The sequence below is a fragment of the Shewanella sp. SP1S1-7 genome (assembly GCF_031932105.1).
GTDB lineage: Bacteria > Pseudomonadota > Gammaproteobacteria > Enterobacterales > Shewanellaceae > Shewanella > Shewanella baltica.
Genome location: NZ_JAUOEU010000004.1, coordinates 92237 through 117206, shown reverse-complemented (window position 1 = coordinate 117206; position 24970 = coordinate 92237). Strand labels below are relative to the sequence as shown.

General features: G+C 40.8%; 20 protein-coding genes. 10 read left to right on the top strand and 10 right to left on the bottom strand.

Annotation, left to right across the window (positions count from 1 at the left end; translation table 11 throughout):
* Positions 1-11: 11 nt before the first annotated feature.
* Positions 12-1127: a hypothetical protein gene (locus tag Q4Q49_RS05025; protein WP_311998785.1), complete on the top strand. Its 1116-nt coding sequence runs from the start codon at positions 12-14 to the stop codon at positions 1125-1127.
* 589 nt (positions 1128-1716) lie between these two features.
* Positions 1717-2229, top strand: a complete 513-nt coding sequence (locus Q4Q49_RS05020) for a hypothetical protein (protein WP_311998784.1) — start codon at positions 1717-1719, stop codon at positions 2227-2229.
* 267 nt (positions 2230-2496) lie between these two features.
* On the opposite strand, the gene Q4Q49_RS05015 is transcribed toward Q4Q49_RS05020, so the two are convergent.
* The 5 genes from Q4Q49_RS05015 to Q4Q49_RS04995 form a co-directional block, all read right to left on the bottom strand.
* Entirely contained in the window at positions 2497-2775 is a 279-nt protein-coding gene (locus Q4Q49_RS05015; RefSeq protein ID WP_263208447.1) for a hypothetical protein, read from the bottom strand.
* Positions 2776-3365: 590 nt separating this feature from the next.
* Positions 3366-3977 (bottom strand): type I-F CRISPR-associated endoribonuclease Cas6/Csy4, encoded by a 612-nt coding sequence (gene cas6f / locus Q4Q49_RS05010; protein ID WP_311998783.1) that lies wholly within the window; start codon positions 3975-3977, stop codon positions 3366-3368.
* Between the two features lies 1 nt (position 3978).
* The gene (gene csy3, locus Q4Q49_RS05005; protein WP_311998782.1) at positions 3979-5028 is read right to left on the bottom strand and encodes a type I-F CRISPR-associated protein Csy3; all 1050 of its coding nucleotides are present in this window, start codon (positions 5026-5028) and stop codon (positions 3979-3981) included.
* Positions 5029-5037: 9 nt separating this feature from the next.
* Positions 5038-7143 carry a type I-F CRISPR-associated protein Csy2 gene (locus Q4Q49_RS05000; protein WP_311998781.1) on the bottom strand — a complete coding sequence of 702 codons (2106 nt, stop codon included), beginning with the start codon at positions 7141-7143 and terminating at the stop codon, positions 5038-5040.
* Complete coding sequence (locus Q4Q49_RS04995; protein ID WP_311998780.1) at positions 7137-8369, bottom strand: TniQ family protein; 1233 nt, start codon at positions 8367-8369, stop codon at positions 7137-7139. Before Q4Q49_RS04995 ends, Q4Q49_RS05000 begins: the two co-directional genes overlap by 7 nt.
* 275 nt (positions 8370-8644) lie before the next feature.
* Here Q4Q49_RS04995 and Q4Q49_RS04990 point away from each other — a divergent pair, with 275 nt between their 5' ends.
* The 6 genes from Q4Q49_RS04990 to Q4Q49_RS04965 are packed head-to-tail and all read left to right on the top strand — an operon-like array spanning position 8645 to position 17986.
* Entirely contained in the window at positions 8645-10267 is a 1623-nt protein-coding gene (locus Q4Q49_RS04990) for a class I SAM-dependent DNA methyltransferase (protein ID WP_311998779.1), read from the top strand.
* Positions 10264-11478 (top strand): restriction endonuclease subunit S, encoded by a 1215-nt coding sequence (locus Q4Q49_RS04985; protein WP_311998778.1) that lies wholly within the window; start codon positions 10264-10266, stop codon positions 11476-11478. The genes Q4Q49_RS04990 and Q4Q49_RS04985 overlap by 4 nt, the downstream gene beginning before the upstream one ends.
* A gap of 21 nt (positions 11479-11499) precedes the next feature.
* Positions 11500-15207, top strand: coding sequence for a DEAD/DEAH box helicase family protein (locus Q4Q49_RS04980; RefSeq protein WP_311998777.1), 3708 nt, complete (start codon positions 11500-11502; stop codon positions 15205-15207).
* 43 nt (positions 15208-15250) lie between these two features.
* Positions 15251-15931 (top strand): DUF6602 domain-containing protein, encoded by a 681-nt coding sequence (locus Q4Q49_RS04975; RefSeq protein WP_311998776.1) that lies wholly within the window; start codon positions 15251-15253, stop codon positions 15929-15931.
* A 39-nt stretch (positions 15932-15970) separates the two neighbouring features.
* The gene (locus Q4Q49_RS04970; RefSeq protein WP_311998775.1) at positions 15971-17320 is read left to right on the top strand and encodes a cyclic GMP-AMP synthase DncV-like nucleotidyltransferase; all 1350 of its coding nucleotides are present in this window, start codon (positions 15971-15973) and stop codon (positions 17318-17320) included.
* Positions 17321-17326: 6 nt separating this feature from the next.
* Complete coding sequence (locus tag Q4Q49_RS04965) at positions 17327-17986, top strand: hypothetical protein (protein WP_311990225.1); 660 nt, start codon at positions 17327-17329, stop codon at positions 17984-17986.
* Here the strand turns inward: Q4Q49_RS04965 and Q4Q49_RS04960 are convergent.
* A complete protein-coding gene (locus Q4Q49_RS04960) occupies positions 17983-18291 on the bottom strand; it encodes a helix-turn-helix transcriptional regulator (protein WP_311998774.1) in 309 nt (102 codons plus the stop codon). The two genes, Q4Q49_RS04965 and Q4Q49_RS04960, sit on opposite strands and share 4 nt — an antisense overlap.
* Positions 18292-18511: 220 nt before the next feature.
* Between Q4Q49_RS04960 and Q4Q49_RS04955 the strand changes: the two genes are divergently transcribed.
* Together Q4Q49_RS04955 and Q4Q49_RS04950 are read left to right on the top strand one after the other, a co-directional pair.
* Entirely contained in the window at positions 18512-19033 is a 522-nt protein-coding gene (locus Q4Q49_RS04955) for a hypothetical protein (RefSeq protein ID WP_311990223.1), read from the top strand.
* A 2-nt stretch (positions 19034-19035) separates the two neighbouring features.
* Complete coding sequence (locus Q4Q49_RS04950) at positions 19036-20448, top strand: DEAD/DEAH box helicase family protein (protein WP_311998773.1); 1413 nt, start codon at positions 19036-19038, stop codon at positions 20446-20448.
* Here the strand turns inward: Q4Q49_RS04950 and Q4Q49_RS04945 are convergent.
* The 4 genes from Q4Q49_RS04945 to Q4Q49_RS04930 all read right to left on the bottom strand — a co-directional run bounded on the left by Q4Q49_RS04945 (position 20430) and on the right by Q4Q49_RS04930 (position 24912).
* A complete protein-coding gene (locus Q4Q49_RS04945; protein WP_131524455.1) occupies positions 20430-21455 on the bottom strand; it encodes a TniB family NTP-binding protein in 1026 nt (341 codons plus the stop codon). The two genes, Q4Q49_RS04950 and Q4Q49_RS04945, sit on opposite strands and share 19 nt — an antisense overlap.
* Positions 21452-23302 (bottom strand): Mu transposase C-terminal domain-containing protein, encoded by a 1851-nt coding sequence (locus Q4Q49_RS04940; protein ID WP_311998772.1) that lies wholly within the window; start codon positions 23300-23302, stop codon positions 21452-21454. The genes Q4Q49_RS04945 and Q4Q49_RS04940 overlap by 4 nt, the downstream gene beginning before the upstream one ends.
* Positions 23299-23928, bottom strand: coding sequence for a TnsA endonuclease N-terminal domain-containing protein (locus Q4Q49_RS04935; protein WP_263208473.1), 630 nt, complete (start codon positions 23926-23928; stop codon positions 23299-23301). The genes Q4Q49_RS04940 and Q4Q49_RS04935 overlap by 4 nt, the downstream gene beginning before the upstream one ends.
* Positions 23929-24165: 237 nt before the next feature.
* Entirely contained in the window at positions 24166-24912 is a 747-nt protein-coding gene (locus Q4Q49_RS04930; protein ID WP_311998771.1) for a class I SAM-dependent methyltransferase, read from the bottom strand.
* Between the last annotated feature and the right edge of the window lie 58 nt (positions 24913-24970).

Sequence of the window (24970 nt, the reverse complement as noted above, 5' to 3'; positions counted from 1 at the left end):
TTAAGTATTGAATGAAAAATAAAAAAGAAAAAGATACAGCAATGTCCATAGCTGACACTCTCGCTCGAGAGGGGTGTGCAATCATTCCTGGCGGGGGAATCGCCTATGATTCAGTCAAAGCTCTAGTCAATTATGGGAAGAGGTATTATGAAGAAAGGAATGAAAAGAGGTTAGAAAGGTTTCACGAGAATCTACTTAAGGAGGGCTCTGGTGCTCAAGAGTCTACTGATAATCTGAAAGTCGAATTCTCGGAAGATGATTATTACTCATTGCTTAAGAGCATGCTTCAGGATGAAGAGGATGATAAAGTTGATTATTACTCATCTTTAATGAAGTCAATTATCTCAGGAAGCGTAAGCTCAGCTCATAAAAAATACTTTATCCGATCATTAAAAGAGCTCAGTGTAGATGAGCTACAATTGATGAGACAGTTTTACATCCTATCAAATTTTGAGATGAAAGATGATGGAAGTATAAAGCAGCAGTTAAAAAGCATCGTTGAGCAGCCTTCACCTATGGTTAAAGCTCTAATTCATAATTTGATCAGATTAGGGTTTGTAGAAATTAAACAAGATCTTCATCTGCCAACATCACTTCTCGAAGAATTTGTCCCGCTAATTATTGTCGCTGATCAGTTAACACCGCAATCAATTGGAAAAGAGTGCTATCATGAGATTGATGTGTTTGTGGCTACATTTGTAGATGAAAAATCCCTAGCTGAAGTTAGATTCCCAAGCGTGGGACCATACGAGCGAAGCGAAGATGAAATAGAAAAATACAGCAGCTCACTTGCATTATTAAAAAGTATTTTGGATCAAACAAAACAAAGCTATATCATCGCCAACCCAGAGCGATTCACGGAGGTACAAAAATCAGCAAAACTGATCATTCTCTGCTTAGATAGATTTGAAAACCCTATGCTGTATTACAGCTGGAATAAAGAACTATTAGAAAAAGAGAAGGTTTTTAAAGTTATATTGGATGTGCTTCGCACGACGGGTAAGCCATACGATACCTTGCCTGGAACTGAGGCATCTCAAGTTTTCGACTTTACCAAGTTAGATGTAAACCTCTCTGAAACATTAAAAAATGAAATCAAAGATCATTTTGATCGATTGCAAGCCTAACAAATAAGGATAGGCCGCGCGTAGCCGCGACCTTATCCCAAGTGTTGAACAAGCCCGAAGCTGGTTGTTGACACTTTATTATGTAAATAGCGGATTGAGAATTTGAGCGGGCTAAGGTCTTATTTTAAAGAGACTTTTATGCAGAGCGTTAAGCAGATCTCCCCACTCTTTATTAACCGAAGGGGGAGCATGAACTATCTTTACACTGCTGCATCATTTACGGTGGCCATTAGATCATGTGGTTTCGTCGTCTTGTCCCCTTACTGCGTGGGGGAGGCCTTGCCAACTCACCTTTAGCCTACGCCTCATATGATGTTCTTGTTCATCAGCTCGCAAATTTGCTAGCGGCTTCCTTCAGACCAATCCTCGCGGATAAGCCATTGCCATTCGCTAGTAGTTAACGTTTAATAACAGTATGTTATTGAACGGTGACCTTCCTACAGAGGACTTTCACCTCATTAGTTCATGCCCATGCTGGGCGTACACAAGCACTTGAAATCGGATTCAAAATTGTGTCGATTTTTGCAAAGAGCCGCAAAAATTCCATTAATTTTTCACCGTTTAAGTGGGCGTTAGAGGGAGTCAAACCGTGGCAGACCTGACAGAATATCTGAAAGACCTTGATATAATGGCGGTTCCAACACTTGGTGAAAAATTAGCTGAGTGTAAGTATTTCTACGATTTATTAAAGGAAGAAACTGATCAAAATAAATTTCGTTGGTTGCTTGGGGCCTTTCTGAATTCGTCGTATGGATATTTAGAATTTAAAGCTTCATATTTGCACTACGGATTTTGTCACCCGGAAACAGGTGAGCCCTTAGAGGATTGTGAGAGATTAGAAGCATTAACAAAGTATGTAAATGTCAAGAGGCATAAGAAATCTGGTTTTATCAAAACGTCTGCTTTGTCCGAATTAATGGCAAAACTCTATAAATTTAGAAATCGTAGCACCCATGATGGTGGAATTGAGGTTATGGTAACCGGCAGTGATCTTCCAGCCGACTTTAAAATTGGAAAATTTATCAGTAAGGGTGTTCCAGCTCTAAAATTCTGCGAAGAAATACTGAGTTTCTTTGAGGAACTTGAGGCAGAGTTGGATTAAAGTTATGAAAGATGCTGCCAAAAATCCCTCTAACAAGTAAGGCTAGAACCTCCGTTACGCTGCGCTTCAATCCGGCACCAAATACGGACGTTACCCCATACAAATTTTAATCCGAAACTCATAAATTAGAGTTAGGAATCTAGCTCGTTTTTGTCCCTAAGCGTGCCAAAAGCCATCAGCCTATGTGCTAATGAGCCAACAAACTTTGATCATAGGTCATAACCTACGCACAGATTGTTGGTGCAGTGCTCTTGGATAAATATCGACTCAATCCGAATAATCTAGGATCAGTCTTTTGAACAAGTGACTTCCTGGGTAAAGTGGGAACGATTCACCAGCTTGCCTTAACACTCCAGATTCTAACCATGCACCAATGATTTCTTTATAAATTGGGGGCAATTGTTCTATTGGCGTGCTATCAGCGGTTCCCATTCCAGCATAGTAACCTAAGTGTAAGGAGCTATCTTCCTGGGAAATTAACAAGTAAGGGGAGCCTATCTCTTTGTTAGTCCAACTTCTAATTTTATCAATTTCAAATTGACTCATAGATAACTCATCCAACTAAAATTCAATAAAATGTACAAACATTTAAAAATTACGTGATTAGATGCACTGGTTAACATTAGCCAACCTAATCTTTTCTGAGCATCATTTCCCCCAAAAGCTTGCTAGAGATTGATCAATTTTTATTGTTACTTCTACCGTCTGGTTGGTAGTGATTTTCCTCAAAATTGATCAAATTTTGGCTTTTTAATGGCTATGAAGAGCTTAAAAAGGCACATTTCCACTCAAACAATTATCCACCGAAAATGGGGGCATTGCCAATAAAAAGCCTCTTCCCACATTGGGTAAGAAGAGGCTTTTACTGCCTATCCGGCAGTTTGCTGTATTAACATAAACGTCGAAACGATTGTTTTTATTTTCAGCTGCCTATACGGCAGGTCACCTGAACCAACAACTGTTATTGTGAAGTTCCCAATTTTCAGCTGCCTATTCGGCAGGTCACTATACACTTATAAAATAAACCTATATAAAATCAATTACTAGAGCCAAAATCAAGGAAATAACCATATAATTTCTCAAACAGATAATTAGCCTTACAATCAAAAAATTACCGCAATCACGAAACCAAAAGGTCAAATCTTATCTACAAGACGAGATAGCTCCGGTACTGTTCCATTTTGTTGTTGATTGCTGGCAAATCCATAGCTACTAAATAATGATTCAGTTTGCTTCTTTGCTACCATTTTCTGAATATGAAGAAGGTAATCTTGCTTATTACTACTGCTGCTCATTGCTATACGATGGAAAATGTTAAACTCTCTTGGCTGAGTATTTTTTATAGGATTAAACGTCTCACCTCGAGCTAACGCTCGTTTTTCCAAACGTTTTAAGCGTCTGCGGGCTTCACCGATAAACATTTTTGCAATTGCCTGATTACGTTTAAACCTCACTTCAGCACAATCATCAGGCACAATTTCAACATTACCAAGGCTAAAAAAACCACATTCTTTCATATCTTGAAAATAGGATTGCTGCTTTAGCTCACTCAAAACAGTTTTATCAGAATGAACAAAAGCAATGACATTACCGATAGAGGTGTCCGACCAAGCAGGAAACGTCACCCCAAGACCTTTAATTTCATGTTTGCAGATGTACCCATGCATTACTGAGATACAACGCCCCATTAGCAGGGCCAAGTTTGCTTCTTGTGGTAAGAAACGCACCATAAAATAGTAGCGCTGCATATTATGCCTTCTTCGTTTCGGCTTTCTTCTGGAACATGCCACCCTTTATCAGGACAGCAAAAAGATAGTAAATATTAGGATGAATTGAATGCCCTGGCTCTGCTGCCTGTTGATTGAGTTCAGCTAAATACAGCTCTGTATTTACAAATAAGGTATAAAAACTCAGTGCAGATTCAGGTGAGCGTCGTGCAATACCCAGCTCTTTGTCTGCACCGTACTCATGTACTCGTAATCGTTTAACATCGTCCTGATCCCACCAATTATCAATTGATTGAATAGCTGCACCAATCTTGACCGAATTAAAACTCACCGCATAACGACCATCAGTACATTTAACCTTAGTAAACTGTTTCGAAGTTTCACCTTCTGCGGACTTCTCACCAAAGGTTTGGCTTGGGTAGATCTCTTGGCAAAAGACAGTCTCAATTTTTGCTGTAATATCGGCGTTCCAAAATACATTCGGATCAGTCAAAGCTAAGTGCATCTCTTTACTTAATTCATCAAGAACAATCCGAGCTTCATCAGACCAAATATTCCAAGCTAACTGCCTCGTATTACTGATTTGATAACACTTTCCCGTACTGGTTTTAATATCTATTTGAGTGTTACCAGAGTTTTGATTACGCCAGAGCCAAGTTCCTAACAGCAGATTTTTACAAAAACGGGTCGCCAGCTCTTGGTAACCGTCGCACTCCTTAAATGCTGCGGACAATTTCTCAAGCAAACTAGAAACTTCAGGATCGCTGCAGCCAGAGGGTTTGAGCGAGTTAGCTTGTACTCTTAGCGAGAAGCGGCAATAGATGTGATCTACATTTGGCGGAACATAACACTCTTCAATCGTTAGAGGATTACAGTGTGTAAGGTCCTGGGGTGCTAAGTTTTTCGATTTAAATTGAGGAGTAAATGCTTCAGTGAATCCAGCTTTTTGACCACGTATACGAGTGATTTCAGCTTCAAGAGGAACAAAATCAGAATCGGCCGTTCTATAGAAAAATACCGCCTTACTTGGGTAGAGGGATCGGTCATACTTTAAAACATTGCATAACTCCATAAACCTTCCTTAAATCCGTTTCATCAGCATTGAATGCTCTTTTGCCTCTAACATCCAAAACGCTCTCTTAAAATAGTTTATCTGCCCCTGTAACCTTATCTCAATTGCCGATGCACACTCAACTACGCCAAGTGCTGGCTCAGCATAGCAATGCAAAGGCTCTAAACTACCGACTCGGTTAACGGGTTCAGTCAATGGTAAATAGCCAAACATAGTGGGGCACAGCGAAGAATTTTTATCCAGCAGAAACAGAAGATCACTAACATTACCCATTGAATATCTAGTCGGCATAATCCATTTTCCTGACATAGGCAGTCTTTTCAATGTTGAGAAAAGTTCAGCTTCACATTGATAAAGCTGGCACCACGCACCAACAGCATCTAACTCGGGAGGATGCATTACTCCACCGGCAAAGTTCGCTGGAAAACTTGCTTTCAACATTTCAGTTCGATTATCTAAGATCGCTAAATCGTCTTCATAACCATCAATATGAATGACAAGATCAAACACTAAATCACAATGTCGATTATCAATTATTCCAGCTCGTCTAAATTGATTCTCTTTCGCTCCTTGCATGCCGTACTCAGGCAGTTTTTTGCCCGAGACAGATGAGTACTGACGAATAAACCACGAAAATGAGGTGAATCTAAGCTGAGTACCCAAGCCTTCGTTTAATCGCCGCTGGTAGTTATGCATCATTCCCCAAACAGCTGTGAGAGAAGGAATGCCAACACAATACGGATTAGATAAAGCTTGGGCATCAAACACTCGAATACCTTTCAAATGTAAATATCGCTGGAAATGCTCATCTTCAGCATCATTTTGTAGCAAAGGTTCTTTATAAGCCAAATGAGTTAACAACCATTTCAAGCTATTTCGAAGAAGGGGCATCAGTCTCAGATGAAAGGCATACTGACTTATCATTGCTGAATGCGACATCACCGAATTCAATCTGCCGAACAGAGGCAGCAGCAATTCAGGTAATAGCTCATTCTCAAAGGTTAAAAACTGATACTCTAATGAGCCATTAATAGGCTCAAGCTCGCTAAGAAGAATCGGCCCCTCTTTAACCTCTAATCGCCATTCCAACATTGGCGCAAGCCACTCAGATAACATCGCTCTTATCTGTCTAAGGTTAGCGACTTTTTGTTGCCTGCGTTGCTTTAACGCCAACGCTGATTCACTCGATAACAGTTCATCCAATACCCTCAAAAATCGAGGCTGTGACAATACATTTTGATTCAATACATCCTGACCAGATAAAACCCTAGCCAGTAAATTATCGCCTAATCCGTGAGTTTTTTTATTAACACGAAGGGGATAATTCAGAGCTTTAACATTACCGCCAAGAGATGCGACTAGCTCACTGACTGCCGCGGGACGAATAAACTCAAGACTAGTATATCGGCCCTGTTTTTTGATTGCTGCTTGCTGGAGTTCAGACTGAAGTGCATGGCTTACAACGGGGGTAACCGCTATATATCCATCACGGTATGGCATTCGAACCTGTACGGAGTATTTATCGACTTTATCTGGGCTTAACTGCGCAGGTAAAAAATGCTTCACCCTGCCGCAAATATTCATAAACTGTTTAACAGGCATGCCAAGTTCTTGAAAAGCCTCTTTCCAGTGTTTTGGTGCTTCACACATTAACGTTGCAAGGCAAGTTACTTTACCTTGCCAAATAAAATGGCAGCCAAACAGCTTGGCGAAATTGACTTTAGCACTGTCATGAGACCACCCTAAAGTACGCTGGTAATTAGCGCTACTCAACATATTAGGATGTACTTGAGGACTGGAGGCAACGAGCCTTTGTTTACTGACCCGAATATCTGGGTACTTGAGATTATGGGTATGCAGCCATTGTACTTCGTCAATGCAAACATCAATATGGGTTTGGTTGTTAACAGTTGTTCTAGCTAACCTTTTATCGAGTAAGTCATCCACCAACTCTTTCGGATAGGTAAGATTAAGCAAAATAATTAGGGCAGAGCTTTCCTCGCCAGTCACATCTAACGGTTCTGTATAAGCAGCAAATGCACGCCTCAACGCTGCCGAACGTGCTTGAACATCTTCAATATCTAGCAGTTCTCGCAAATGTAAATTCTTTACCATGCCGATAAGTACATCCCCTGTCTATCACTGCCGAAGCTGCTTTTGTACTCGATCACTTGCCTTAAATAAAAAACACCAACATGTGGGTCAATCCTCTGCTTCATTTTTTGCCTAAACGCCGACGTTAATATCCCATCTTGATGAAGCCGATAAACTTGCTCTTGGGTTGTTGACAGTAAAACCGCCGTTTCTGCAACTGTCACTAGCGTATCAGCCACGTTAGGCTTTTTCGATTTAGGATGTAGCTCAACTAATCTTTGCAAATAACGCATTAAAGCAGCATAGATAAAATGTGGATCTTTATCCTCTGGATACAAACAGCGGGAATGCAGAATTAACTCACCATAAATAAATCGAAATGCAGTGTGGTTAAATAGCTTTATCAGTCTTAATTCAGCGCCTTGCGTCAGCTGATCCAGTTCTTGATAAAAGTTTTCAGGCCAGTTATCAAAATACTCCACCGCATCGCTAAAAGAAGCTTCTTTACTTTTGCAATAGCGCTTTTGATACCAAAGTAGAGCCGCAAGCCGATGAGTTGCAGATACTTCATGAAGAAGCGGATTTGTAGAGGTCACATCACCACCAATAATGCTCCTCGCTAACATGAGATCTGGCTGTTTAGCGCTAATAACTGCTGCTTTTGAAAGCTCAAATCCACAGGAACAATAGCCAATTGATTCATTCTCAATATAGTTGAGCGACGCTTTGCATTCGGGGCAATGATGAATCAATTCGCACTCATGCTTGGCACAGGCAGCATATGGTTTTAAATGCCAAACTTGCCGAATATAAGGCTCATCCTTTAAGCATTGAGGGCAAACGGGCACACTCTCAACATCATCCTCATTTGCATAACGGATAAAACTTAAAGGAATATCGATACCATTACGATGCACCGCAACGCTAGACCCAATAAAAACTCTGTTCGATCTAAATAGGGCTATTTTCTCCAGTTCATGGGGAGGTAAACCAAGAAGGGATTCAAGTAAGCCCAACGCCCTCATCCTAAAGTGGCTATTGTGCTTAGCATGATAAATATTGAGGCGTTTTAGCTCGATAGGAAAAGCCCCATGTGCCTCAAAGTCGAGCTCATGTAGCTCTTCTCTGATCGCCAAGCTGAGCTGCTGGTAAGAATCAAAAAAGTTCTCCGATACGATTCGAAGCAAATAACTTTCAAGCGATTCATCAATAAATGCACGCGCTCTAGGGGAAAATAAAAATGCCATCACCCACCAAAAACTAAGTAATTCTTAGTTTGACGATAAGGTTATGCCGAAAAAATAGCAAGTTAATCCTCCAAATTTTACCTTCCATAACCTTTAACTGATGCAGATAACTGGCTAAAAAAGTTGACCTATTACCATAACATAACGCAAATTTACTGCTATGATGAGGCCAATTTTTTAGCCGCCAAACGTTAAGGCTTCAGCCTATATCAAGCGGCTCATATCAAGTGGCCCATACCCCGCTTGATTCGCGATATTGAATACAGAGAGATAAAATGTTAACAGGCAAAATACGCAATCAAATCGACCAAGTGTGGACCATGTTTTGGACTGGTGGGGTCGCCAACCCTATCTCCGTGATTGAGCAAATCTCTTATCTGTTATTTATCCGCCGTTTAGATGAGCTACAGCGCACCGCAGAGCGGCGCGCGCAGGCCACGGGCATTCCTGTAGCTAACCCTATCTTTGGCCCTGATGAACAAGCACTGCGCTGGAGTCATTTTAAAGATAAAGATCCTGATGTGATGATGGACATAGTCCAAAATCAGGTGTTTCCCAAAATCAAAAACTTGCACCATGAAGGCAGCTTTGCCGAGCACATGAAAGATGCCATCTTTATGATCCCGTCACCTAAATTGCTCGACCAAGTGGTGCAACTGCTCAGCGCCATCAACATGGACGACAAAGACACTAAAGGCGATTTATACGAATACCTGCTGAGTAAATTGCAACAATCGGGCGTCAACGGCCAGTTCCGCACCCCGCGCAACATCATTCAAATGATGGTTGAGCTAATGCAACCAAAGCTTGGCGACACCATCTGTGATCCTGCATCTGGTACCTGTGGCTTTTTAATGGCGGCGCTCGAATACGTTGAACACCGCTACAAGCAAGAGGTTAATAAGCCTGCCAATCGCCAGCACTTTAATAATGCCATGTTCACCGGCTTTGACTTTGATAAAAGTATGCTGCGCATCGGGGCGATGAACATGCTGCTGCACGGCATTGAAAACCCAACTGTGCTGTATCGCGATAGTTTACAAGACCAAGGCGATGCCAATATTCGCGAAGCCTATAGCTTGATTTTGGCCAACCCGCCCTTTAAGGGCTCGGTCGATTTTGACATTATTGCGCCGGATTTACTGCGCGCCCTCGGTAAAAACCCTGCCGCCAAAAAAGTCGCGCCAAAATACAAAACCGAAATCGATGCAGACGGGGTTGAAACCCTCGTTGAAGTGAAAGCCAAGGGCCCGACCGAAAAATCCGAGCTGCTATTTTTAGCATTGATTTTACGCATGCTTAAAGTCGGTGGCCGCGCCGCAGTGATTGTGCCAGACGGGGTATTATTTGGCTCAACCAAGTCCCACAAAAGCATTCGCGAAAAACTGGTTAACGAGCAAAAGCTTGAGGCGGTTATCTCGCTGCCATCTGGGGTGTTTAAGCCCTATGCAGGGGTGAGCACCGCGATTTTAATCTTCACCAAAACCAACTCCGGTGGCACCGATAACGTGTGGTTTTACGATATGCAGGCCGATGGTTACTCGCTGGATGATAAACGCACGCCACTGTTTAAAGATGGCCCAGATGGTAGTAAAGGGCAGCCGACCCACGAGCAAAGCAACATTGCCGACATTATTACCCGTTTTACCAGCTTAACCCATGCCGATGGCACGCCTAACCTTGCTAGCCCAGAGCATAGCCGCAAAACCACCGAGCAAAGCTTCATGGTGCCAGTGGCTGAGATTACCGCTAACGAATGCGATTTAAGCCTGAATAAATACAAGCAAGTGGTGTATGAAGCAGTGCAATACGACTCACCCAAAGTGATTTTAGCGCGGATTAAAACCCTGCAAGAAAATATGACAAAGGGTGTACAAGATTTGGAGAAATTGCTGTGAGTTTCACTTGGGCGACAATTGGACAAAACGTAGATAAGATTAAGACTTGGAATCCACTAAAGTCTGAACAGTTAACGACATTTAAGTACATTGATCTTGGTTCATTGGACAAAGATAAAAAAGAAATTTGTCTCGATTTGGTTCAAGATATTTCTTCTTCAGAGGCTCCGAGCCGTGCAAGGCAACTTGTTAAGACTGGTGATGTGTTGATTTCAACTGTAAGACCGAATCTCAACGGAATTGCAGTCGTACCAAAGGAATTGGATGGAGCTACTGCATCTACGGGATTCTGCGTATTAAGGTCGAATGAGGAAAAATTAGATTCAACATATCTTCGATATTGGGTCGAGTCTACTACATTTGTATCCGATATGGTTAATAAGTCTACAGGTGCTAGCTATCCAGCTGTGTCAGATAAAATAATTAATGATAGTGAACTACCACTCCCTCCTCTGGAAACCCAAAAGCAAATTGCAGCGGTGTTAGAAAAAGCCGACCAACTGCGTAAAGACTGTAAGCTTTTGGAGCAAGAGCTAAACAGCCTCGCCCAGTCAGTGTTTATTGAGATGTTCGGCGATCCCGTGACTAATCCGAAAGGCTGGAATCTTACATATTTACCTAGCCACGGTTCTTTTAAGAATGGACTCAATTTTACCAAAGATGATTCAGGGATAAGCCTAAAATATTTAGGTGTTGGAGACTTTAAGTCCTTATCTACCATTAGAAAGTTAGATAATCTTGGGTTTGTTGATGTCAATAGTCTCCCAGCGGATGATTATTTGTTAAAGAATGGCGATTTGGTCTTTGTTCGATCAAATGGTAATAAGGCTTTGGTTGGGCGATGTATCTCCATTTACCCTGAGGATGTAGCAATAACTTTCAGTGGTTTTTGTATCAGGTATAGAGTCGAAAGCGACTCAATTGAACCTGAATGGCTGAATTATATGTTAAGAGCGCCATCAATGAAAAAAGCTTTGTTGGAAGGTGGTCAAGGCGCTAATATCCAAAATATCAACCAAAAAATCTTATCTTCACTTGGAATCCCATTGCCCCCGATAGATATGCAGCGTTTGTTCTGCAAAACTATTGCCTGCTATAGAGAATCTTCTCATCAGCTGGATGAGTATTCGCGAGAGATAGACCATCTATTCAACGCTCTAATGCAAAAAGCCTTTAGCGGCGAACTTAACCTCGTTAATGCGAAAACTTAATAAGATGTAAAAGGAAATTACATGTCAGAGACGGTCACTCCTTCCGGCAGTACGGTAAACCCCGCCAGTGTAGCGCTGGGTACTAGTAACTTTGCGTTTATGGCTGAGCTGCTTAGCGCGGCGAATACTACCGCTAATACAGCGAATGCCACAAATGCCAAGGTAAGCAAGGAGGCCAATCTCTTTAGCCTACATTGCGCCGAAATACTGGCCCGCGCCCAAAGCGCCGAGGCCAATATTAAAAGCGACCCACGCATCGCAGGCTTTTATGCCCGCAATGCGCTGGAGTTAATGGTTGAAACCGTGTTTGACATCGACAACTGGCTAAAACGGCCGCGCCATGATGCGACCCTAATGTCGCTGATCCATGACCAAGGCTTTAAAGATAATCTTGCCAGTCACTTATTCCCCAAGCTTAAACTCATCATCAAAATCGGTAACGAGGCGGTGCACGGCAAAAGTACCCCGCCACAACGGGATGCGTTGCAAGCGGTCAAAGAGTTGCACCATGTGCTGTATTGGTTTATGCGCACTTATACGCCAACGCTCGATAAAACCCACTTTACCATCGCGCCCTTTGATGAAGCCCTAGTACCGCAAAAGCTCGCCATTGATGCGGGCCTCGTCACTAAAGCTATCAGCAGCATTAAGCGGGTGCAAGAGCTTGAAAAACAGCTCGCCGAAAGCGACAGCGTTAAGCGTGATGAGTATCAGCAACAGCTGAATGAAAATGCCGCGCTAAAGGCGCAGAACGAAGCTTTGCTTGCGCAAATTGCCAAGGCCAAGCAAGCCGCCGATAGCATGCAGAACAGCCACGACTATAACGAAACCGAAACCCGTGATTATCTCATCAATGCGCTGCTAGATGAGGCGGGTTGGCCGCTTAAAGATAAGCGCGACCGCGAATATCCGGTCACTGATATGCCTATTTCGGCGGCGAATCCGCAAGGTAATGGTTTTGTAGATTATGTGCTGTGGGGCGATGACGGCACCGCGCTGGCGGTGGTGGAAGCCAAACGTACCAGTCGCCGCCCAGAAGATGGCCAACAACAAGCCAAGCTGTATGCCGATTGTTTAGAAAAACAGTGCGGTGTGCGGCCGATTATTTTTTACAGCAACGGTTACGAAACTCGTTTGTGGGATGATGCCTTTTACCCACCGCGTAAAGTGCAGGGCTTTTATACCAAAGATGAATTAGCGCTAATGATAAAACGTCGCGATGACAGATTGTCATTCTTTAGCGACGATGCGGGTATAGGCAAAAAGCTCACCGCACAAATTAGTGAAGAGATTACCAACCGCCATTATCAAAAAGCGGCCATTACCCATATTTTACAGCACTTTGAGCTGGAACATCAGCGCAAAGCTTTGCTGGTAATGGCTACGGGTACTGGCAAAACCCGTACCGTGATCAGTCTGGTTGACTTGCTGGTTAAAAACGATTGGATAAAAAACATTTTATTTTTAGCCGACCGTAACGCCTTATTAAGCCAAGCAAAAAAGAACTTTGTTAAACTATTACCCCGTGTCAGTTGTTCTGTTTTAAGCTCAGGCCAAAGCAAAGATAGCATTGACAGTCGCTTGTATTTTGCCACTTACCCGACCATGAAAAACCTACTCGACCGAGGTGCCGATGATCGCCCATTTGGTGTGGGGCATTTTGATTTAATCATTGTCGATGAAGCCCACCGTTCTGTGTATTCAAAGTATCGCCAAATTTTTGATTACTTTGACGGTTTGTTAGTAGGCTTAACCGCCACTCCAAAAGATGAAGTTGAAAAAGACACTTACGGCATTTTTGACTTACAAAAAGGCATGCCCACCTATGCCTATGAAGACGGCAGCGCCTATGCCGAAAAATACTTAGTGCCACCGACTAAGATTTCGGTCGCGACGCAGTTTTTGCGCGATGGGGTGAAGTATCAAGCATTATCGGATGAGGAAAAACAGGAGTGGGAAAGTAAACCCGAGCTTGAGGGCCGCGATGAGGTTTTGCCGTCTGAATTAAATAAATTCCTGTTCAATGAAGATACCGCCGAGAAGATGTTTGCCCAGCTGATGAGTAAAGAGCCGCTTGGGGGCATTCATGTGGAAGGTGGCGATGTGATAGGTAAAACTATCATCTTTGCGGCCAACAATGATCATGCGGTATTCCTTGAAAAAATGTTTAATAAAAACTACCCCAAATGGGCAGGAAAGCTGGCGCGGGTGATCACCTTTAAAGAAACCTATGCCCAAAGTTTGATCGATGAGTTTGGCGGCGATGAAAACGAGCGCAAAGACTTTGATCCGAAGAATCCCACCTGCCGGATTGCGATATCGGTGGATATGCTTGACACAGGTATTGATGTGCCTGAAGTAGTCAATTTGGTGTTTTTTAAAGTGGTTCGCTCTAAGGTCAAATTTACTCAGATGGTTGGCAGAGGCACCCGTTTATGCCCCAATTTATTTGGCCCAGGTGATGACAAAACCACTTTTAAAATATTTGATTATTGCCAAAACTTTGAGTTTTTTGACGCCAACCCTGAAGGTTTACCCGTAGGCATTACAAAACCAGTTATGCAGCAAGTGTTTGAAAAGCGGGTGCAATTAAGTACCTTGCTCAATGCCCGCTTGCTAGATGAAACCTACCGCGATAAATACCCAGAAGATTGCGAGCTACTGCGCGACTTGAACAACTATCAACTGGATATGCTGCATCATCAAGTAACGGGCATGAACCTTGATAATTTTATTGTGAGGCCCAAACGTCAGAAGGTTGAACCGTTTTTGGAACGCGGTTTTTGGGATCATATTGATGATGCAAAATTTACTGAGCTTGAAAGCCACGTCTCGGCACTCCCCACAGAAGCCGACGCTTTTAATCAGGATGAGCAGATTAATAATTTATCCAATCGTTTTGACAATCTGATGCTAACCATGCAGTTAGCCTTACTTGAAAAAGGCATGCTGCCAGAACTGAGTCGGCAACGAGTGATGGAAATCGCCCAGCAACTTGAGGCCAAGTCCACCATCCCTGCCGTACAAGCACAGTTACAGTTAATTCAAGACATTCAAGTGCATGAGTTTTGGCAAGATATTCATGTAACGACATTAGAAGATATTCGTAAGCGCTTGCGTAACCTAATGTTTGCATTGGATAAAGATAAAAAAGAGGTGGTATACACCCAATTTGTGGATGAAGTACAAGGTGTACATGACGTAACAGCCGTGTATCAAAATCCTACGATGGATTTAGCCCAATACCGCAAGAAAATTGAACTGTATATTCAAGATCATCAAGATCAACTGACCATTCAAAAACTCAAGCGGAATAAACCCATTACCCAAGCCGACTTGGACGTTCTCGAAGGTTTGCTGTTGGATGCCAGCGGCATGAGTGACATAGAAGCCTATCGTCACCAAATATTACAAGAAAAGCCATTAGGCACCTTTATTCGGCAATTGGTGGGCATGGACTTGAATGCCGCTAAGGAAGCCTTCAGCAGCTTTTTAGATGAAGGGATATATAACGCCGAACAAATTAACTTTGTAAACCAAGTTATTGATTACCTAGTTAATAATGGTGTGCTAGATATGGCACATATATTCGAACCGCCTTTTACTGACTACCACGGCGAAAGCGCCTACGGCTTTTTTGATGAAGGCAAAGTGGTCGAGCTGTTTGGGGCGATACGAGCGGTGAATGCCAATGCAATGGTGACGACTGAACAACCAATGACGGCTTAAAGATAATGCTGATATGGAAAATACTTAAGGATAAATGCTAGCCGTGGAATATCTATATGAATACATTGATGATCTACTAAGGTTGCAGTCAAGAGCCGTTGAAAAATATAACCACAAAGGAGTTCTTGGTGACGCTCGTGAAGAGTTTATTCATTCTGAAATCAGGTCAAGAATTGATAACTTAGCTAATAGACTTCATAAAGGAGAGGTTTACTTTAAAGATCAAGAGTTTGGCCAACATGACATTATTCTGCGAAAAAGAGGTACTCTGAATAGCTCTCTTGGTCGTCAGATACGGATAAGTTCAGAAGAATGTGCAGCTATAATTGAAGTTAAAACAAACGCAAAGTTAACCGAAATAAGCGATTTTGAAGAAAAATCAAAAAAATTAAAACAAAGAATGCCTAATCTTGTTTGTGGCATGTTCTGCTACAAAATTAGTGGTAAAACAAGTACCGTTCTCGAGCGTTCAGGTTTAAAGTTTGATCGAGAGTATCAAATATTTGAACAAGATTCATCCAAAAAAATTTATGATTATATTGACTTCATCCTTTGCTTGGATGATAACGTGGAAGTTAATGGCATTGATCGTCATAAGACAGATATCACATATTCCAAGGGTTTTTTCTTAAAGAAAGAAAACAATAAATACCAACTTTTTCACTCAGCTCCATTTTCAAAAATGTTTTTTCAAGAGTTAAAAAGAGCTGATGAGTTGAATTAAAACTTGCACTATTAAAAAATATTATAGGAGAAGGATTTCATGGGAAAAAGTGCACATATGTTTATTTCCTCAAACGAAAAAAAGGAAACACTTAATAAACGAGTTACGCTATTAGATGAACAAATTGACTATGCTCGCTCGAAAAAAGATCATCTACTTCAATATTTAAAGAGTGAGTTATCAAATAGTCTTGGCGTAAAAGTAAGATACAGCCTCCAAGGATCGTATCCGAATCATACTCTAATTCGTCCTGTTAGAATGGATGAAGATTTTGATATTGATGCTGGTGTTTATTTAATGTTCAATGCTGAGTCTCAAGGTATTCGGGCAAGTGATGCTAAATCAATTTTTCGTTCTGTGTTGACGCGCTATTGTAGTGCTAATAATGATGCAAAGTTAGCTGATTCAAAGCCGAACTGTGAGAGAGTTTGCTTTCCAGGCAACTTTCATATTGATCTTCCGCTATATTATTTTGATAAAGAGACTGAAACTTGTCGCTTAGCAACAGAAACGTTAGGTTGGATAGACAGTGATCCGAAATCTTTGCAAGACTGGTTCGACAAAAAAATAAGTACTTATCCAGCAGAAAAAAAAGCACGCTTAAGAAGATGTATTAAAAACATTAAGACTTGGGCTGCACTTCGAGCAGTTAAGCTTCCATCGATTGCAATCACTGTTTTCATAGCCAATAAATTTGATGACTTTGAGCAAGATGACGATGTATTTATAAAAAATTCAGCCAACCTACTCCACTTTTTAAAAGAAAATAATAAAATTCTTAGTCCAATAAATGGCGATGACTTAATCGGTGGTACTGATAAAGATAAAGCAAGACTAAGTGAACAACTAGCACTTTTACTAGATAGCCTAATTCAGGCTAACAACTGTAAATCAGCAATGGAAGCACATCCATCTTGGTCAACTATTTTTGAACATATATACCCACCTTTTGCAGAAGTAGAAGAGTTAGCGAATGTTACTAACCTTCCAGCACTTACTACTGTACCAAGTATAAATATTCGGAAAAAAGACCGAGATAATAGGTTCTTAGAAGACTCATCCGGTGACATTATTCACGGATTTCTAGGTGAACATTTAGATTTCTCTATCGCTAATACCAATAGCTATCCGACCAACTCAACGGTAAAGTGGATGGTTAGAAACAAAGAAAAAGAAGCATCAATCGCCAATGACTTAGGTCATTTTAGATCATTCAAACTTAGTGATGTTTGTGAAGAACATTGTGGGTATAGAGGCACTCACTATATGGAGTGTGTAATTGAATCCAATGGTCAAATTTTAGGTGCTAAATCGATAAAAGTTATAGTGAGTTCTATTGAAAGGCCTTTGAGGAATCCTCCTCGACAAAGTTATGGTCCAAAAAGGTAAGCTATTATGTGGAAGGTGCTCCCTAAACTTGGGTTAATCAAAGCTCTAGCATTTATATTCTCAATTTTACTATTATCAGTCATCCTATGCTTATTAGGAGGGGTCGATTTCTTAGTAACCTTACGTTTTGATAATTTACTCGAAATATCTACATATTCCAGTGGTGTATCATTACTTTTTGTGTTAATCATTTGGCTACTTGCTAAATGGGGGTGGAAGTCAGTATGGTATATTCCAAAATTAGATGGAATTTTAAATGAGAAAGTATGTCCAAATTTAAACGGTAAGTGGACTGGATGTGTTGTTTCAAGCTTTAAAGATGAAGAAGGTAATTCCAAAACAAAAACCGTTGAAATGGTCATTAAAGCCGACTTTATTGGTTTTGAAATAAAATTAAAGTCAACAGATAACTACCAGCGTAGTACTGTCATTCAAAGTGAAATATACAAAGATCCGAGAGATGGTAATTTCTATGTTTCGTATATTTTTGAATCTGTTATTGATAATCCATTACCAACGGATGATAGTAAATTCGATGGTGCTGCAAAGTTAGTTGTTCGCTTTGAAAATAATAATATTTTTCTTGTCGGTACCTATTGGACAAATAGAGCTTGGCAACGAGGTGAAAATACAGCCGGAACTATTTCTCTGATGCTTGAAAACTAACGCTTAATTAATCGAGCTAACTCCGCTTTCTCTTCCTCAGTCATCTTTTCAAGCAAGCACAGTAACTCTGCTGTGCTTTCTGACTCACAAAAAAAATACGCGACAGGCACACCTAACTCATTGGCCATAGCCTTTAAGGTCTTGTAGTCAGGCGTGTGTTTACCTTTCTCATACTGATTCATACGCGCACTGGCGCTACCAACCTCCATACCTAGCTGAATACCAAGCTGTTTTTGACTAATTCCCTTAGCAATTCGGGCTTGTTTAAGTCTAATAGGTAATGGATTGGTGATTTTATCTGCCACAGCTTCAACATGATTTGTCCTTTGATAACTCAGATTGTCTTAGTTTTTTCACTTAAGGTATACTAAGGAATCCTTAGCTTTTTAGGGCTTGTTGTCAAGATTTAATCTGAGCTAAGTAATATCAAGTTACCTATCAATGAAGGTTCTGTTGATTTAAGCGTAACAAAATGTCATGGAGTGGCTCGTTAAGCATTGAAATTAAAAACTATTGGTAAAAACCGTGGCTATAAAATTAATCCGTATAAATGAAATTTTGTTTAGTATTATCATTGCCGTAGAGCTTGAAAAATTCACTATTACTCAGATAAAAAACTTGATAATAGAGGCAAATTCTTCAGTATCGCCAAAAGATATAGATCAGCTGGTGCGTCGTGCTTGTGCAAAGCTGGTCAATGTTGGATTTTTGGAGAAAAGAAACCAGGGGAATAAGCACGTTTATTATAAAACAGCACTGTTCGATAAATCACAGCTAGTACCCAGCAACGCGCGAGTCAAAGCAATAGCGATCACATCTTCAAACTCACAAGAACTAACACGCCTTAAGACTACACTCAACCAATATCAAGTTGATTTACTTGGATACATTGGGGAAGCGGAAGAGTTTAAACGTCTCATTGAAGAGATCCCCAATTCGAAACCCAGGCTTTATCCAAGATACATGAATGCTCGTAATCAAAGTTCAACATTGATGGGGAAGATTAAAGCTGTAGAGTCATGCCTTAACGACCTCAAAGGCCTATGACGGTGAAGTTAAGACAATGGCAAAGCCAATGCGTTGATGCGGCGTTGGTACGATACCAAACTCAAAGTCACTTTATGTGTTTAGCCACGCCAGGTGCTGGTAAAACTATTATGGCTGCAGAACTAGCTGCAAGACTGATTGCTATGGGGAAAATTGATTTTGTGCTGTGTTTTTCTCCATCGTCTGAAGTTAACGATAGCATTAGAAGTACCTTCTCTAAACGCTTAGATAAGCGCTTTGATGGACTTATGGGAGCAATTGGTAGTGTCTATACCTATCAGTTTATGCCCTCATTAACAGAAGCATTTTGGCAGCTTCTGCGTACCCATAAAGTGTTTGTGATCATGGATGAAGTTCATCATCTAAAGGGCAATCTTCTTAGTAATGCCAATGCATGGGGAGAAGAGGTACTACTAAATATTCAATATCATGCGGCATATACGTTAGCGCTTTCTGGTACACCTTGGCGCTCAGATAAGGCCCCTATTGTGCTTTCACGATTCACTGAACCAGATAATACAATCCACTGTGATTTTAGCTATGGATTAAAGCAGGCAATTGCGGATAACGTCTGTCGTCAGCCTAATATCGTTTTAATTGATAACAACAAAATCAAACTAGAAATTGATCAAGAGATTGAGATATTTGCATCTATAGCTGATCTCTTGTTAGGCCCAAGATACAGTTATCAAGCGTTAATAAATCATCATCAAATAATGCATTATATGTTGAATCAAAGCGTTAAAAAATTAGCTGAAATACGCCTGAGTAACCCGAATGCCGGCGGTTTAGTTGTCGCGGCATCAATTAAGCATGCTAAACGATTACTCCAAATACTTGTCTCTGATCTTAAACAAAGTGCGTGTATTGTGACATCTAACTCAAAGCATCCTTCCTGTATTATTGATGGATTTCGACAAAGTCACACCCAGTGGATTGTTAGTGTAGGGATGATTTCTGAAGGTACTGATATCCCTCGGCTGCAAGTATGTTGTCATTTGAGCCGAATAAAAACTGAAATGCATTACCGACAAGTGCTAGGTCGAATATTAAGGGTTAATTCAGATGATACTCAACAAGCTTGGTTATTCACGTTAGCAGAATCAAGCTTGACAGAGTTTGCTTATAGAATTGACCAAGATTTACCAGAACAATCTGTGGTTATAGAGCAGACTGGCTCACAGGATTTAAACCTAGAGTTACCGCAATTAACATCGAGTGAGGCTACTCAAGGGAATATAGGTCATGAGTTACATGTGGATCTGTCAGGTTTTTCATTATCCAATACTAATGGGCATGCTAGCACTTCACATAAGTCAGCCATTGACGAAGAGAACTCTTACAATTTGGCATTGCTAGGTTCATATAAAGAGCAAATCGTCAGGATGTTTGACAATTATTTACTCAGTAGCTGAGCCAAGGTTTGTGGTTTAGAAAATACTCTAGCAATCAGCATGTCTTCTGCTGACATTGCATTCGAGTTATATCTAGAAGGCTTGATAACTTCAGATATTTCTATTTCATTCACTGGTTGCTTGAAAGGATTTAGAGAGTTTTTATCATCAACGTCAATGTTGAAAACCTGGCTATACGCTTCAGAAAAGTGTTCACGATTTAAAGTGTCGAAATCATTGCTAAGAGCTATTTTCAGTGCTTCTAAGAGTAAATGCTTTAGAATCCTATTTTCACCTCGGCTCGCCGCAAACAATGGTATAGAAATTTGTTGGCTCTCGAGTTTTGGTGGCTCACTGAAAGGCATGTGTTTGGCCAACCCACCCAAATAATTTTGAAAGTACTTCCTGTCATTTTTAAGGCTAAAATACTCTAGCTTTCTTCTTCTCACTAAGCGAGAAGACCATTGTGGTTCTTCAGCAATCTGCTCGGCCCATGGCATCCCAACTAACACAATAGGAACCTTGGCTTCTTCGCTTATATACTTCAATGCATTAGCAATTAATTGTCGCTTTTGAATTGTTTTGAACTCGATTAACTCTTGAAACTCATTAATGATGATCAGTTCAACGTTGGCCTTTATCAGATTGTCGACTAGTTTTTTCCTCAAATCCGTTGCATAACCACGACTTTTTCTTTGATGGCTACCAAACAATTCAAGATCCATCAACATCTGAGTTAATGTTGCATCCAACCCTTTACCACTAGATATACGACTCACTAGGATAGGCATAGATTCACGACCGTAATTCTGGCTAGCTAATGTGCGTTTTTTATAGTGATTTATCAGATGGCTTTTGCCTACTCCGGTATCTCCAGTTAATAACATGCATTGTTGATCTGATTGAAAATTACGATTTAATCGTAATTCATCAAAATCGTTAAAAATGGTTTTAATTTGTGGATGAAGCACAATACAGTCACTAAATTTTTGTAATTGCTCAATCTGAGTAAGACTTAATGCCGTCATTCAAAAGCCTCTAAATCATCATCCCAGTTATCGAGAATATCTTTGATATTCTGTTCTGGTTCGTTGGAGATTAAAGGCAAGCGTTCACTTTTTTCAAGCTTAATTGTACCTTGCCCAGTATTACTAATATCAGCCAACTGAGCCAGTTTCTTAACCGCTGTAATTTTTGCTTTGGTTTTGGATGCTATAAATGCTTCTTGCTCTTGTTTAACTCGCGCATGAATTGCCATACGCGCTTTAGCTAATCCCAAATCATCCTTCCCTTCCCGAATAATTTCACGATTAATTTTCTTAATCACTTTATGCTCATGAAGGCTCAATCCGTGGGTATAATCACTATTATCAGTACAGGGGACTTTAAGATAACCGCCTAATTCCTCGAGATAAACATGGATATTTGATAGATCATCAGGGTCGACTTTAATGATTTTTTTGATGGTTTCTTTGGTTTGTGGGTAATGCTTTCTGTAATCGGCCAAAGCAGTAGAGTCATACATTAGCTCTTCAAATTTGAAACCATTTCTGGTTAATGTTCGCTCATCTGAAATACCCATCAGCACAGTAAACCGTTGTTCGTTCTCTGTACTCATTTTTAGCGGCGGGTAAATATCAAAGCCACGCTGCCACTGTTTTATGGGAATTCGTGTTTCACGTGAGTTTGAATCTTGATGATAAATATCAACAATCCAACGATTGAATTCTTCAACAAAAGTAGAGAAGCGCATAATGGCGTCTTTTCCCGGTTTATAGTCTTCTTTTTCTAGGATATTCGAGAAGGTTTTACCTGGCATTTCGGCTAAAAAGCATTCGTTAATCATCCCGAAAAACCGTTCTACAAAAGGCTTTAACCAAGGTTTACGAACTGGGTTATATTGAATGTTTATTCCTGCCTCTTTACAGGCATGCTCTAAACTTTTCGACCAAAATTCAGCTCCATTATCCACAACTAGGTTTTCAAATTTACCATAGCAAGGCCACTCATTTTGAAGCTCTATATCAAGACCTTCAAATGATTTAGGTTTTATTGCATGTACGATTGCCTTGGCAGCTGAAACATATGAAGGCGACCGATAGCTTAAGTGAAACCCCAAAACACAACCACTAAAAACATCGACGATTAAGGTTAAATATGGCCTGCCAAGTGGGATAGATAATTCATCATCAAGCAAGATTAGATCAAGCGGGGTGTGATCGATTTCTACCCGCTCTAATATTCGTGTTGGGGGAATATGGGAAGAGCAATAAGCAAACCATTGATCTGCTTTAAATTTACCATGCCGCGCCACTGCAACAGGATAAGGAGGTAATGACTTTATTCTTTGGTTAAAGCTTTTATAAGAAATGATAGAAATTTGTCCATCAACAATGCTCTCATTTTCAATTATGATGGCATCTCTATAGTACTGATATGCTGTAGATACTTTAGGCCTTTTAGCATCTAAAAAACGAGTTAGGGCTTGCTCAAAAAATGCTTCATCTCCCTTAACTCGACTCTTTCTGTTGCCCATTTTATGCCGCTTAGTGACTAATGACGCAAGATCGCCGTTACTGTCAATGTAGCTTTTACGCCAACGCACTAACGTTCGCCAATTCGGCCGCCTGTCCGTGGTAGTAAAAAGAGAATCAAGAATTGGGTCTAGATTTTTTTGAGTCCATCCACCAGTGATTGTTTTTTCGATGAAGGCAATGAGCTGGTATTTATCAAGCGCTTTGTTTTTTAAAAAGTCAGGAAAGGTATCTAAGTCTCTTTTGACTAATGCTGTATCCTCTAACTTAACATATTGAATGGGGGGGTCGGGCTTCTTGACAAATTCAGACTCACTGAACTCATCCTCGAAGTCCATCATTCAATGCACCATACCGCGGGGTTACAATCGAGATCATCTCGTTTTAAATTAACCTTAATCAATCCTTTATGTATAAGGGAATACAGATGTGAGCGGGTTTCCCCTAGTGTTAATGATTGTTTTGCTGAAACATCGTTAACACTAATTTTCCCCGTTTTTTTTATTAGTTTAAGCAATTCAATTTGAATTTCATTCAAGCCATATATTCCTGAATATCGATGCAAAATTTTAAGGTTATTTAGAATAGGATTTACGCGGATTTGTCGTTCTGTTATCAAGATAAGATCTGCTCCCAAAGAGTGAGCAGCCGCTTTCTTGGCTACAAATTTAGCTCTAAAGATTGGATCGAATGTTTTGCGATAAGGTTTGTATTCGTGGAATTTTACCGTCCCATCAATAAAGTGAACTATCATATCTGGTGTATAGGGCAATCTTTTGCCCTCAAAATCATAATAAAACCCTTCAGGCTGGCTACCAAACACCTCTATACGATCATTGTATTCATGATGAAAGCACGCATCAAATTCCAATGAACTTTCACACATTATCGTTTCGCTAACTTTTGCACTAGCGAATTTAAATACGTTTTTGTTCGGTGATGGTTTGCGTAAGCTTCTTATATACATGAGTTAAACTCGCACGAATAATGTACATTTAGTGTACTGAGATACGGAATTTTGTCAATGTATGAGTTATTTTTCGTTTAAGATACTGATATTAAATAAAATGGCTTCTGTACTATAATTACAAAAGCTATTTTTATGTCATTGAATGGGTTAAATTTGTCAAACTATGGGTGCATTATGTCAATGTATGGGTTCAGCGACAGTTTGTCTGAGCAATCATGTAAATAGGTATAAACCCTATTTCATCGCGGCTTTTACGTAGACATCGAAACGGTTTTTCTTAGTTTCGATAACCGTATTTGGCTTAACACCATCCAAATCTTCGGCATAATCTGGGCGCTTAACGACGACACGTTTCGTTGCTAAAGCCAAAGCAGGGGTGAGTAAGCCATCGGCGTCTAAATCGGCGCCAACTAAAGATTGGAATACACGCATTTCCTTTTTAACGAGGGCCGATTTATCGCGGTGGGGATACATAGGGTCGAGGTACACCACATCCACCTCTAGTGCCAATTTCGATAGGGCTTCGAGGCTCGAACCATGAAACAGGCGCATCCGCTCACGCATCCAATCGCCGATTTCAGCATCTTGATAGGCGCGGCGCAGGCCGTCTTCAAGCAATGCCGCAACCACAGGATGACGTTCAACCATAGTTACAGTGCAACCAAGGCTTGCGAGCACAAAGGCATCGCGCCCTAAACCCGCAGTGCCATCAACCACACTTGGCATTACTCCTTGCTTTAATCCCACGGCTTTAGCGATGGATTGGCCACGACCACCACCAAACTTACGTCTATGGGCGACGGCGCCAGTCACAAAGTCCACCACTATGCCATCGAGCTTAGGCTCATCGCGTTTATGCAGTGATAAAGTATCTGATTCAAAACGCAATTCGAAGGTCGCATTCGCATCGTAGACGAGTTGCCAACGTGCACAAATATCCACAAGTGTTGGGTATTGCTGATTGAAAAAAATCGGGGTCACAGGCTGTCTTCTAACCAACGAAAATGATGGCCATTATGCCTAAAAATCTCGTTTATGA